This window comes from Enterocloster aldenensis (assembly GCF_003434055.1).
Classification (GTDB): Bacteria; Bacillota; Clostridia; order Lachnospirales; family Lachnospiraceae; genus Enterocloster; species Enterocloster aldenensis.
Window position 1 is genome coordinate 24902 of record NZ_QVEX01000008.1, and the last position, 13317, is coordinate 38218.

14 protein-coding genes are annotated in these 13317 nt (G+C 51.3%); all 14 read right to left on the reverse strand.

Translation table 11 applies throughout. The annotated features are described in order from the left end of the window. Window positions 1-14 precede the first annotated feature (14 nt). The gene (locus DWX59_RS16490) at window positions 15-1514 is read right to left on the reverse strand and encodes a UxaA family hydrolase (protein ID WP_117560319.1); all 1500 of its coding nucleotides are present in this window, start codon (window positions 1512-1514) and stop codon (window positions 15-17) included. 25 nt (window positions 1515-1539) lie between these two features. Beyond that, window positions 1540-2814, reverse strand: coding sequence for a TRAP transporter large permease (locus DWX59_RS16495; protein WP_117560320.1), 1275 nt, complete (start codon window positions 2812-2814; stop codon window positions 1540-1542). Window positions 2815-2817: 3 nt separating this feature from the next. Then, window positions 2818-3342 carry a TRAP transporter small permease gene (locus tag DWX59_RS16500; RefSeq protein ID WP_117560321.1) on the reverse strand — a complete coding sequence of 175 codons (525 nt, stop codon included), beginning with the start codon at window positions 3340-3342 and terminating at the stop codon, window positions 2818-2820. Window positions 3343-3437: 95 nt separating this feature from the next. Then, window positions 3438-4529, reverse strand: a complete 1092-nt coding sequence (locus DWX59_RS16505) for a DctP family TRAP transporter solute-binding subunit (RefSeq protein ID WP_165641108.1) — start codon at window positions 4527-4529, stop codon at window positions 3438-3440. Between the two features lie 210 nt (window positions 4530-4739). Further along, window positions 4740-5552 carry a sugar phosphate isomerase/epimerase family protein gene (locus tag DWX59_RS16510; protein ID WP_117560323.1) on the reverse strand — a complete coding sequence of 271 codons (813 nt, stop codon included), beginning with the start codon at window positions 5550-5552 and terminating at the stop codon, window positions 4740-4742. Between the two features lie 17 nt (window positions 5553-5569). After that, a complete protein-coding gene (locus DWX59_RS16515; protein ID WP_117560324.1) occupies window positions 5570-6346 on the reverse strand; it encodes an SDR family NAD(P)-dependent oxidoreductase in 777 nt (258 codons plus the stop codon). An 11-nt stretch (window positions 6347-6357) separates the two neighbouring features. Beyond that, the gene (locus DWX59_RS16520) at window positions 6358-7374 is read right to left on the reverse strand and encodes an alcohol dehydrogenase catalytic domain-containing protein (RefSeq protein WP_117560325.1); all 1017 of its coding nucleotides are present in this window, start codon (window positions 7372-7374) and stop codon (window positions 6358-6360) included. Continuing rightward, on the reverse strand, window positions 7375-8463 hold the full coding sequence (locus DWX59_RS16525) for a mandelate racemase/muconate lactonizing enzyme family protein (RefSeq protein WP_117560326.1): 1089 nt from the start codon (window positions 8461-8463) through the stop codon (window positions 7375-7377). It lies immediately after the preceding gene. 159 nt (window positions 8464-8622) lie between these two features. Further along, a complete protein-coding gene (locus DWX59_RS16530; RefSeq protein WP_165641106.1) occupies window positions 8623-9255 on the reverse strand; it encodes a GntR family transcriptional regulator in 633 nt (210 codons plus the stop codon). A gap of 291 nt (window positions 9256-9546) precedes the next feature. Further along, window positions 9547-10296, reverse strand: a complete 750-nt coding sequence (locus tag DWX59_RS16535) for a hypothetical protein (protein ID WP_117560328.1) — start codon at window positions 10294-10296, stop codon at window positions 9547-9549. 208 nt (window positions 10297-10504) lie between these two features. Further along, the gene (locus DWX59_RS16540) at window positions 10505-11293 is read right to left on the reverse strand and encodes an RnfABCDGE type electron transport complex subunit B (RefSeq protein WP_117560329.1); all 789 of its coding nucleotides are present in this window, start codon (window positions 11291-11293) and stop codon (window positions 10505-10507) included. Window positions 11294-11309: 16 nt separating this feature from the next. Further along, a complete protein-coding gene (gene rsxA, locus DWX59_RS16545; RefSeq protein WP_008724912.1) occupies window positions 11310-11885 on the reverse strand; it encodes an electron transport complex subunit RsxA in 576 nt (191 codons plus the stop codon). Between the two features lie 12 nt (window positions 11886-11897). Further along, window positions 11898-12689, reverse strand: coding sequence for an electron transport complex subunit RsxE (gene rsxE, locus DWX59_RS16550; protein WP_117560330.1), 792 nt, complete (start codon window positions 12687-12689; stop codon window positions 11898-11900). An 11-nt stretch (window positions 12690-12700) separates the two neighbouring features. Then, on the reverse strand, window positions 12701-13315 hold the full coding sequence (locus tag DWX59_RS16555) for an RnfABCDGE type electron transport complex subunit G (protein WP_117560331.1): 615 nt from the start codon (window positions 13313-13315) through the stop codon (window positions 12701-12703). Window positions 13316-13317: the final 2 nt, after the last annotated feature.

Here is a 13317-nt window from a genome sequence, read left to right on the forward strand (position 1 = left end):
TCGTCAAAGGGCTTTTACAGGGTTACCCCATCCCTGAAAATAGATATCTCCTGATAGCCGTATTGTTCATTTTTTGTCCGGCGTTTACCGCTGGCCACTTCCAGCATAAAGCCAAACAGTTCCTCTGCGGTCTCTTCCAATCCGCGTCCGTCCAAAACCTGCCCTGCATTGAAATCAATCCAATCCGGCTTTTTCCGGAAAAGGGCGGTATTGGAAGATATTTTAATGGTCGGCACCACCGCGCCAAAGGGATTTCCGTTCCCCGTGGTAAACAGCACCAGGTTCGCGCCGCTGGCCGTAAGGTTTGTAACGGAAACAGCATCATTCCCGCTTCCGGTCAGAAGGCTCAGGCCGGTCCGGTCCGCCTGGCCGCCGTAGTACAGCACATCCACCACAGGGGCAGAGCCTCCCTTCTGGATGTTGCCCAGGGACTTATCCTCATCCGTGGATATGCCGCTGCGTATGTTACCCGGGCATGGGTTCCTGTCAATGGGCTGTCCGTAACGCATGAAATATTCTTTAAAATCATTAATAAGGCCCACCACATCCTTAAAAACTTCCTTGTCCACCGCCCGTTCCATCAGGCGGGTCTCCGCTCCAAACATCTCCGATACCTCCGTAAGGATGGCCCCGCCACCGCACCGTACCAGACGGTCTGTAATCCTCCCGCAGAGAGGATTGGCCGATACCCCTGAAAATGCATCGGAACTGCCGCATTTTAAACCGATCCGTAAAAGGGATGCGCTTAACCTCCGCCGTCTGGATAAAGCCGCGTATCCGGCCAGTTCATCCAACAACCTCATGCCCTCGGCATACTCGTCACTGCAATCCTGGGTTACCAGGAACTTAACCCTCCGGGAATCCACTTCGCCCAGCACGGGTTTAAAGTATTCCAGACAGTTATTCTCACAGCCCAGGCTGACTACCAGGACCGCCCCTGCATTGGGATGGTTGATCAGTCCCCTTAACAGCTTCTGTGTAATCAGCATATCGTTGCCCAGCTGGCTGCAGCCCGCATTATGTGTCAGGGCCTGTATTCCGTCCACCATGGCGCCGTACCGTTCTTCTGCCTTTTGGGCAAGGATGCGGGCCGTGCGGTTCACGCATCCCACCGTGGGTATGATCCAGATTTCATTTCTGGTACCGGCCCTTCCGTCGTTCCTCAGATAACCGTCAAACCAGGCTTCCTCCTGAGGGCAGAAGGCGGACCAGACATCGGGGAGCGGCCTGTACCCATATTCAATCAGGCCCTCCAGGTTGGTAACCACATTATGTATATGGACGTGTTCCCCAGGCTGTATCTCCCTGGCTGCCTTTCCGATGGGCAGACCGTACTTAATGACCTGACCGCCTTTTTCAATCTGTCTTAAAGCAACTTTATGGGCCGGTCCTATATCCTCCGTAATCCTTACCATCCTGTCGCCGCACCGGTAAACCCCAGGCCCTTTCAGCCCGGCCAGGGCTATGGCCACATTGTCATCCGGATTGATTTGTAAAAGCTTGTTGTCCTCCATCCTTCCAGTCCTCCCATGACATGCATCATCCCGCGCCATACATCAGGGTCGGCAGCATAAGCGTTATCTGCGGAATATAGGTGATGAACTGCAGCAGGATATAGAACATGATGATAAATGGCACCGTGGCCTTGCATATACGCTCAAAGGGGACACTGGACACCTTGGACAGGACATACAGCACCATGCCTACCGGAGGGGTCAGAAGCCCTATCATCAGGTTCAGTATCATGATGATTCCAAAGTGGACCGGGTCCACGCCCATGGCCGTGACAACCGGCAGGAATACCGGGGTCAGGATGATGATGGACGGGGTGGAATCCATGAACATGCCCACAAATACCAGGAACAGGTTGATTAACAGCAGCGCTATGTATTTGTTGTTGCAGTACATAAGGAACAGGTTGGCCACGAACTGCGGAAACCGTTCAAAGGAAAGGATCCAGCAGAAAATCGTTGCCCCGCACACAATCATCATGACCGTGCAGGTGGTCTCGCTTGCCTCCTTAAGGGCCTGCACCAGTTTCTTAGGCGTCAGCGTACGGTAGAAGAATCCCAGGAAAATCGCGTAGAAAGTTGCAATCATGGCTGCCTCGGTGGGTGTGAAGATACCGGCCAGGATCCCGCCCAGGATGACCACCACGGTCAGCAGGGATAGAAACGCCCTTCTGAAGGAGTGTAACAGGGCACGCAGCCCGCACCATCCTTCTTTTTCATAGCCCCGCTTCCTGCTTATAATATAAACCATGATACACATGGCAGCGGCCATGATGGCTCCCGGGACAGCTCCCGCTATAAACAGCCGTCCGATGGAAACCGACGCAACGGTGCCGTATACAACGGCCGGCACACTGGGCGGGATGATCGGCCCTACCAGAGAGGAAGCCCCTGTGACGGCAAGTGAGAAATCATCGTCGTATCCCGCATCATGCATGGCCTTTAATTCAATGGCCCCAAGGCCGCCCGCGTCCGCAATGGCTGCCCCTGACATACCGGCGAATACCACGGATGCCAGGATATTGGCATGGGCCAGTCCGCCCGTTATATGCCCCACCAGCTTGCCGCAGAAATCAAAGATGCGGTCCGTCACCTCCCCGCTGTTCATCAGGTTCCCGGCCAGGATAAAACCAGGCACTGCTAGCAGGGTGAATGTATTGGCGCCCTCGGTCAGACGCTGCACCAGCATGATTAGCGCCATGTCATTGGATATGAAGTACAGGGTCCCGCTGCACAGAAGGCAGAATGCAATGGGGCATCCCAATCCCATCAGCAGCAAAAAACTTATCAGTAATACAGCCATCTTCTATTCTCCTTCCTGTTTCATATAACGTGCCTGATAGCCTTCCCAGTCCAGGGCCGCGTAAAGGAAATCCACAAACCACTGTACTGCTATCATCAGGATCCCCACCGGCGCGGCTATGTACTCAATGCCCAGGCTGACGCCCAGGGTAACGGCTTTTAGTCTGCTCTGTTTCACGAAAATCTCGCAGGCGTGCGGAAACAGATAAAAACAGGTAAGGGAAATCAGCAGACTGATTATAACCTGCAGTCCATGGATGACAGGGGCCGGAAACCGGTTTACCAGGGCTGTCATACGCACATGGATATGGCCCCTGCCGCACCATGCAGAGCCTAACAGGGCCAGCCACACAAACATATACCTGGCCAGCTCCTCGGACCAGGTCAGCGGTTTTCCGAACAGATACCTGGAGATGACCTGGGCCAGCAGCACCAGACACATGGCAGCCATCAGCCCGATTATAAAATATTCATTCAGCTTGTTGAATTTGTCGTAAATCCGATTAATACGGTTCATTGTTGCTTTCACCTAACATCCTCCTGACACATTTTCCCGATATGTAATTCCCCCAATTATCGTATCCGTTACAATAACCGGGGGAATCTGCCATCATTTAATTGATTTTACTTGTTATAGGATTGCGCGATTGACAGCCAGTCGCCCCAGGTATCAGCATACTTTTCGTAGATGCCCTGGACGTTTTCCTTGAAGGCGTCTTTGTTAACCTCAATCACGTTCATGCCCTTTTCCTTCATGGTGTCCACCAGACCGGCTTCCTGGTCCTGGATTGCCTGGGTAATGGATTCACAGCTCTCATACACACAGCTGCGTACGATTTCCTGCAGGTCGGCCGGCATGCTCTGCCATACGCTTTCATCCATGGTATATGTAACGGCCGCAATCACATGGTCAGTCATCAGCAGGTTATCGCATACCTCATAGAACGCATTGGCATCAATGGTGGGAAGGGGATTCTCCTGCCCGTCCACAACGCCCTGCTGGATTCCCATGTACACCTCTCCCAGGGACATCACGGTGGGGGTTGCCCCTAAGGCAGCGCCATAGGCCATGGCCATCTCTGAATCCGGAACGCGGAGCTTGCAGCCCTTTAAGCCGGACGGCTCCGTGGCCGGGAATCCCTTAACCGTCACTTCCCTGGAACCGTAATAGTACATGCCAAGCACCCTCAGGTTGCTGGAGGCCGCCAGGCCGTCATACAGCTTCTGCACTTCATCGCTGTTGGCAAAGGCAGTCATGGCCTCCCCGTCATTGAATACATAGGGGGCGTCAAACAGTGAAAATGTGGGGTCGTATTTAGACAGCTCGGAGGGACCGCACATGGTGAAATCGCAGGTGCCCGCTCCCATGGATATGGAGGAAGTCACGTCGCTTTCCTTCCCCAGCTGCTCGCCTGAATAAACCGTTACCTTCACATGTCCGTCCGTCGCCTTTTCCACTGCCTCGGCAAAAGCGTAATATCCCTGGCAGGCCACATGGTCCTCGGCCAGGTTGGTGGCCAGCTTCAGTTCGTAGTTGTCCCAATTGCCGGATGCTGCCGCGCCCCCGTCCTGGCCCTGTTCCTGTGCTTCTGATGACGCGGCTCCTGTGGCCGCCCCCGTGGTGGCTGCAGCTGTTGTAGGTGCGGTACCCCCGCCGCATGCTGTCAGTGAAACTGCTGAGATAAGTGCCATTGAAAGTCCCAATACCTTTTTCATATTTACTCTCCTTCTCTTTGTTTTCTGAGTGATATTGAACTTAAATATTATTGATATATCACACTTTTTATATGTGATATTATACATATATATCACAAGAAAATCAATAGTTTTTATCTAACTTTTTAATTTATTTGTCTCCCCGGAATGGAATTGTGAATCTTTTCACGAAATATAGATGTGATACAGTCCCTTTTTAAGTCATTTTTCCTATTTTCGGCAAAAAGGCTGAATGAACTCCAGGGAACGCCTGGCAGCTGTTTCCATGTCCGGGTACTGAAAGGACTCCAGGGCCACCGCCCCCATGTATCCTATATCCCTAAGGGCCTTAAACGTGGATTCAAAATCATAATGGGCGTGGCCAGGATACCACCTGTCGCTGTCCGCCACATGGATATGGCCCACCTTATCCCCTGCCTTTTGGATGCTTTCTGCACAGTCAGGCTCCTCTATGTTCATGTGGAACGTATCCAGGTGCAGCAGCAGGCTGTCTGAGCCCAGGGCCTTAAGCAGTTCAAGGCCCTCATCTACCGTATTGAGCCAGTCGCTTTCAAAACGGTCAATGACCTCAAAGACCAGCCTGACCCCCAGCCGTTTTGCCTCCCGGATGCAGGTTTCCATCCCATCATAAAAATATTCCATATAAAGCCCGGCATCCGTGCAATCCCTTTTCTGTCCCTTCATCAGGCCTATGATGACCACGGCGCCCGTATCAGCCCCAAACCGGATATGGCCCATCATGCGCCGGATGGCCTCCCTGCGTGTTTCAGGAACAGGGCTGGTCAGGAATATCCCCTGCTGGCTGTAGGAAGGTCCTGTCCCTATGGATGTGAGTGAAATGTTGTTGGCCCTCAGGGCGGATATGACCGCCTTTTTATCCACGGCATCGGAATCCGTCAGGTGCAGCTCAATCCCATCATATCCCCACTGTGCGGCCCGGGCAATGCCCTGCTCCAGATTGCCCCGGATTACCAGGGGCGTGCTCCATCCGGCCTTCTCAACCGCTGTTATGGAAGTCTTCATCCCGTGCCTCCTCCTGCTTAAAAACCATGGGACGTGGCGCCGCCGTCCACGGCAAAATCATGTCCCGTAAGATAGGTGGATGCGCCGGACAGAAGGAACAGCATCATATATCCGATTTCCACCGGTTTCCCAAACCTTGGAAGCATGGGTTTACTGAGGGCCGCCGCCCTGCGGTCCGGGTTCTGCTCAAACATGCCCTCGTTGAGCTTTGTCAGGAACCATCCGGGCGCCACGCTGTTAACCAGGATATTGTCGTTTTTCCATTCCTCGGCCAGGCCCCTGGTCAGCCCAAGGATGCCTGACTTAGTCATGTCATAGGGAAGCACTCCTGTGAAACCCATGTACGCAGCCATGGACGAAATGGAAACCACACGTCCGATGTAATCTGATTCCTTCAGATACGGATAACAGATTCTGGCCATCATGAGAGGGGTCTTCAGGTTGATTAAAAGGATCTTATCCAGCCGGTCCTCCGGGAACTCCTCTGCCCTGGACTTATAGGTAATCCCGGCATTGTTAATCAGGAAATCCAGATGGCCTTCCTGTCCGGCAATGGCCTCTACTTCCTTTTTTACTTTTTCATAATCCGTCACATCACAAATTACATCAATCAGGCTGCCTTCCCGGATTGTCTCCTCATCGGAATGGGGCGCAATGTCAAAATTATATACCTTTGCCCCTGCGTCCGTCAGTACCTTTGCCTGGCCCAGCCCCAGTCCGCGGCTGGCCCCGGTGATGATGCCCACATGGCCTGTCAGGTCAAATAAACCAGCAACATATTCCTGTGAAGTCATTTCGTTTCCTCCTAAAATGTGATTATTACCTTGCAGGCCCCGCTGTTTTTATCCATGGCCGTTTCAAATGCCTTTTTAGCCTCTTCCACCGGAAATACATGGGTAACCAGGCAATCAATCCTGTCCCTGCGCCCCGGCAGGCTTTCCACCACCTCTTTAAACTTGCGGTTCTGGTTGCGTGTTCCCGCAATGACCAGCTCGTTCTTATTTACCAGGCGGAAATTAATGGGCACCGGCTCAGGCGCAAAGGTCAGGGGGACCAGGCGTCCGTGGGGGCTTAAAAGTTCAACGGATAGACTGGTCAGGGCCGGTACGCCGCTTGTCTCAAATACCACATTCACTCCTTTTCCATCCGTGATATCCATAACCGCTTCCCTCAAATCCCTTTTTTGTGGGTTGATGGTATATTTTGCCCCAAAGCTCTTAGCGATTTCAAGCCTTGCCTCGTTGACCTCGCTGACAATCACCGTGGCGCCAAGGGCTTCGGCCATGTCGCAGATGATCATCCCAATGGGGCCCGCCCCATGGATCAGTACCAGGTCCCCCGGCATGGTACGGGCCTGGGCATTGGCCTGGGCCCCTATGGTATAGGGTTCTGCCGTGGCTGCCTGGACAGGCGTAAGTACCGGGTCGTATTTATAAAGCTGGCTGCTTTCAACCACCATGTATTCTTCCATCACCCCATCTGCATGGACCCCGGCCACAACGATATCCGGACAGCAGTTATAGCGTCCGTTGCGGCAGGCATAACAAGTGCCGCAGCCATGGATCGGCTCAATGATGACCGGGTCCCCGGCTTTTAATCCCGTAACCTGATTCCCAATTCTTTCAACAACGCCGCATCCCTCATGGCCGATGATGCGGGGATAGGTGGCGTAGGCGTGGGTTCCGTGGAAAATATGTATATCGCTTCCGCAGATGCCGGCTGCTGTTATCTTTACCAGTACCTGGGTACTGGTTTTAAGCTGTGGTATTTCCTTTTCAATTACTTCCAGTTTACCTGGCTCTGATACATATACTGCTTTCATTTACCTGACCTCCTCAAGTGCTTCTTCTTTAAACCGGAATCCCCAGCCCGCGCCCTCCCTTGGGTAGGCGTATCCGTCCTCAATCCTCATGGTGTTGTCAATGATCCCGTCAATCCAGTCAAAGGATTCTGCTCCGTATGGCCTTTTGATGGTGCACAGCAGCGGGACATCGTAATCTTTATAATAGTGGGGAAGCACCGGAAGCTGGTAAGCGCTGGCCAGCGCAGCGGAATTGCGCCACTCCTCCACCCCGCCTAAGCGGATCAGGTCAGGCTGCCATAAATCCAGGGCGTTTCTTGCAATCAGGTTCTTTAAGGCCTCACAGTCATATTCCCTCTCCCCCATGGCCAGGGCAATGCCGCATTTCTGCCTGAGCAGTCCATATCCTGCAAAATCCGTATGGGGCACAGGCTCCTCAAACCACTGGAGCCCGATTTCCTTTGCCTGCTCCGACAGTTTAAGGGCGTCCACCACATCCATGCCCTGATTGGCGTCCATCATGATCTTCACGCCGCTTCCAAGCTTTTCACGGCAGATGCCCAGACGGTGCAGGTCCCGCTCAATCCCATCCGGATGGCCCACCTTGATCTTAACCGCGGTGAATCCCCTGCTCTTGTAATCCAGCACCTCCTCCAGCAGTTCTTCATCCGTGTAACTGATCCATCCGCCGCTTCCGTATACCGGAATCCGGTCCTGGTTGCAGCCCAATAGCTTGTGCACAGGCTGACCGTTGCAGTGTCCCCATGCATCCCACATGGCCACGTTAAAGGCTGCAACGGCACAGGTATTAAGCCCGGTATTGCCAAAATACTCCGCCTCCATATCCCATTCCTTTTTGGCCAGGACTGTCTGATAAACATTGTATTCCTTGTCAAGAATGAAATTGCAGCAGTCCATTAAGGCTCCCTCAATGGCATTCGGGGAGTAATGGAATGAAAGAAGATACCCCTGCCCCCTGACGCCGTCAGCGGTTTCCACCTCCGTCACATAAAAAGCAATCTTACTGATTGTGTGGGTGGAATCGGCAATGGGTTTCGTAATCCTGGATACTGCCCTGTAAAACCTCGCCTTTTTGATTTTTGTGTTCATAGCTCCTCCTTGTGTTTTATATATTTATATTATATTTATATAATATTCAACTGATATATCTATAGTGGTAAAGATTTACCATATCACCTGAATACGTTTCTTATCTAATATACAGGCGATATGGCCTTCTCTTCCGGATTCAATTGTATTGTGCCCATCCTAACGGAAACTGCGTATGGTCCTCTCTTTGGACTGCTCCAGGTGCAGGGCGAGGGTTCTCTCTAATTCCTCCTTATCCCCTTCTAAAAGCGCATCCAAAATCGCCACATGCTCTTCTGTGGTCCCGTCATCTGCGTCATCTGCGCGGGAACAGGCAATCCTCAGACGCTGATTCTGGTCATATATGTTCCGCATCATCCTGCGCATGTAACGGTTGGGACATCCTGCCATGATGTAGCTGTGCAGTTCCGTATCCAGGCTTATGTAGTATCTCCTCAGCTGCTCACCCTCAAGGGCCGGGTCCGGCTCCAGGAAACGGCGGCGCATATCCCTCAGCCAGTCCTTGTCAATCTGATGCATGGAACTGACAACCATCTCAGGCTCAATCAGGCGTCGGACCTGATAGATATCCTCAATCAGATCCTGGGTGACATCTGTTATGATTGTCCCTTTTCTGGGGTAGACGTATACAAAGTCCTCCTTTTCCAGACGCAGGATTGCTTCCCTTACAGGCGTCCTGCTGATATTCAGCTCCTTTTGAAGCTTATCTTCCGATAAATCACTCATGGGCGGATATTCACCGCTTATTATTTTTTCTTTTATATAATCGTATGCGCTGTCTGTCTTTCCCAAAATCATTCTCCATTTCCCTCAATCTGATGTACCTGTTCCTTCCAGGCATCCCGCACACAGGATATTCCTTCCTGTCCATATAAAGGAAAAACAACAGATATATCAGTTGTCTACATGATAACATTTTTTATGCATTTTTTCAATATCTATTATATAATATTTTTAAATTTATTTCTATCCTTATTTTGACATATCCCCCCGCCCCTGCGCACAGCCCCAAATTTCCCCAAATCACATTTTCCCCTGTATGTCCGTGTTGGCCCTTCCCTTCCACATACCGTCCATTGATTTTCATGACCTTGTTTCGTTGGACATCTGCTGCTCAAACAGCTGGATAACATCCCGGCTGTTCTTCCACAGGTCATATATCTTACCCTCATACAGGAACTTCTGGTCCGTAATCATTCTGGGGTTTCGTTGAGAAAGTATCTGGACAGCCTCCATGTACGGTTCTTTGGTTAATACGGCGTGGCAGCCCGGTGCATCATCTCTCCGTGAGATGAATCCCATTCCATGTTTGTAGCCGTTAATTCCCGGTATTTCATCGGAATAAAATACCGCAACCAAATCCTGTATCCTCCGCACATAGCTTGTTCCTGCCGCCAAAGGTACTACAAAGTAGTGCTCTGTTATAAAGCAGGCCATGGACAGGCCTTTTGTACCCTTATTCAACAAAGGGCCGCTTATTATAATTGCATCCGGCCCCATGAGTTCGCTGTCAACGGTTTTAATCTCTTCCACACCAAAGCCTGTGGTTTTTTTATAATAGTCAAGATATCCTTTCTTTTGTTTATTTTTTGCGGCTGCTCCTCCCAGGATCATAAGCAATCCAGGTATGCCTAGCAATATTCCAAAAGCATATCCTGCCTCCGGCGCACCCATAATAATAAGCAGGCCGCATAAAAAAACCATACAGACCAACATGGCCACACCTCCTGCCATGATTGCCATGGGAATCCCACCATAAATCCTGATTTTTTTGAGAACGCTGCCTTCCTTTGACAGATTTGCCCGTGTCTTTTCAGTCATCCTTTCAATCATGCCCATATCCTCCTGGTATGCATTTTTCAAATCACCTACAGCATTTTACAATATTCATTACAGATTCCGCAGAATATGTAAATTTTTAACTATTACAGTCTATTATACACTATTTGGGGCTTTCAGGTATACTGGCAACAAAAAAAGAAGAAGAGACCCTTCAGCCTCTCCTTCCATTCTACATTGCATATTCATCCTTGATAAACAATTACTGAATCACCTTAACCGGACACTTCTCTGCGCACTTCCCGCAGTTGGTACATTTCTCATAATCAATCACAGCCAGGTTATCCTCCATATGGATGGCGTCAAACTCACACTGTTTTGTACACAGGGTACAGCCGATACAGCCGGACTCACATACGGACTTCACATCCTTGCCCTTGTCATGGGAACTGCACTGTACCAGGTGCTCCGCCTTGTAGGGAACCAGTTCAATCAGGTGGTTGGGACAGGAGGACACGCACTTGCCGCAGGCAACGCATTTCTCCTTGTCAACCACTGCCACGCCGTCCACCACATGGATGGCGTCAAAGGCACATGCCTTTACACAGGAGCCGTAACCCATGCATCCATAGGTACATGCCTTCTCACCTGCGCCGGGCACCACCGATACCTTCTTGCAGTCGTCCACTCCATAGTAGTTGTACTGCACTTTTGTCTTGTCACATGTGCCCTTACATTTGACAAACGCAACCTTCTTCTCAGCAGTCCCGCCGGCAACGCCCATGATGGCCCCGATTTTCTCTGCTGTGGATGCGCCGCCCACCGGACATGCGCCTACCTCTGCCTGACCGGCCGCAATGGCCTTTGCCAGTGCGTCACATCCCGCGTAACCGCAGCCGCCGCAGTTGTTGCCGGGCAGCTCATTGCGGACCAGGATTTCTTTTTCATCTACTTCTACTTTGAACTTCTCGCTGGCAATGCCCAGGAAGATACCGATCAGGATACCGAGGATACCTACCACTGCTGCCGCTATAATAATACCTGTTACCATTTTCCTTCTCCTCCTTCTAAATTAATCCGGAAAATCCGAAAAATGCGATTGCCATAAGACCTGAGGTAATCAGAACAATGGGTGACCCCTGGAAGGAATATGGTACGTCATTATGCTCAATCTTCTCGCGGACACCAGCTAACATGACAATAGCAATGGTAAAACCAACGGAGATGCCGATACCGTTTACAACGCTCTGTACGAAGTTATAAGACTTCTGCACATTGGTAAGAGCCACGCCTAAAACCGCACAGTTGGTGGTAATCAGAGGCAGGTACACGCCCAGGGCCTCGTACAGTGACGGCATGGATTTCTTAAGGAACATTTCCACGAACTGGACCAGGGCCGCAATGACCAGGATGAACACAATGGTCTGCAGATATTCCAGGTGCAGGTTCACAAGGATGCCGGTGTAAACCAGGCTGGTCACAGCAGATGCAATGGTAATGACGAATATAACCGCCGCACCCATGCCGGCTGAGGTCTCCACCTTCTTTGAAACACCGAGGAATGGACAAAGTCCTAAGAACTGGCTCAAAACAACGTTATTAACCAGAGCGGAACCAATGGCAATTAATAATAATTCTTTCATCTATCCACCCTCCTAATTTTCTTTCTTGGAAGTAGCTGACTTAAGCTCTGCTTCCTTCTTTGCCACGGCTGCCTTCTTGGCTGCCAGTGCCTTCTCCTCTGCCTGACGCTTCCTGGTCTCCAGGACTTCATGGTTGGACATGCAGGAGGAACCGGAGCACTCCATACAATTGCCGCCGCAGGCCAGCTTGGACTGTGGCACGGAACCATTGGTTGCAGACGGCGCCTTGAACTTGTTCTGAAGGGCCGTGAGGATTGCCAGCACAAAGAATGCGCCGGGAGCCAGCACAAAGATTGCGATGTGGTAGTCCTCAGGGATGACCACGTTGCCGAATACAGCGCCGGAGCCCAGGATTTCACGGACAACGCCGATGCAGGTAAGGGCGATGGTAAAACCAAGGCCCATGCCGATACCGTCAAATGTGGATACCACCGGTCCGTTCTTGGACGCATAGGACTCTGCGCGGCCAAGGATGATACAGTTAACCACGATCAGCGGGATATAGATACCAAGCGCAGCGTAAAGGCTTGGCACATAGGCCTGAAGCAGCAGCTGTACGATGGTAACCAGGGAAGCCACGATAACGATATAGGCCGGGATACGCACACGGTCCGGTATGATCTTGCGAAGGGCTGAAATTATCATATTGGAAAAAAGTAAAACCACGGTGGTGGAAAGTCCCATACCAAGACCGTTGACAGCTGATGTGGTCACGGCCAGGGTCGGACACATACCAAGCATCAGGACGAAGGTAGGGTTTTCTTTCACAATACCGTTATATAAACGTTCTGAACAGTTATTCATCATCCCACCTCCTATTCATTGACACAGTTATGCAGATAATATAAGGCTGCATTGACTGCGTTGGTTGTTGCACTGCTGGTAATGGTGGCGCCGCTGATTGCATTAATCTGGGTGTCATCTGCATTACCTGACTTCGTGACACTTAAGGATTGTGCATTCTTGCCTGTAAACTGATCCTTGAATGCGGGTTCCTTGGCCTTAAGGCCAAGGCCTGGGGTGTCGTTGATTTCCAGGAACTCGATTCCTGTGATGGTACCGTCTTCCTTAAGGCCGACGGACAGCTTCACCACCCCGCCGTAGCTGTCATTGGAAAGGGATGTAATCACAAATCCCAGTTCATTGCCGGATGCGTCTACTGCCTTTAACACGTTCTCCACTTCCACCCCGCCGAAATCCATGCCTGCCAGGTCTGCGTTGCAGCCCTCGATGGCAGCGGTCAGGGTCTCATCGGATTCAAAGGTCTCTGCTTCGTTAAACACGGCCTTGTATGCCTTGTTGTTGGCCGCGATGGTGGCCTGGGCAATGGGTTCCTTTGTCACCTGGTATACGCCGCCGAGAAGACAGCCGGAAACCAATGTGATGCCAAAAAGGATGGCTGCGTCTTTCATAAATCCTGCTTTACTCATAA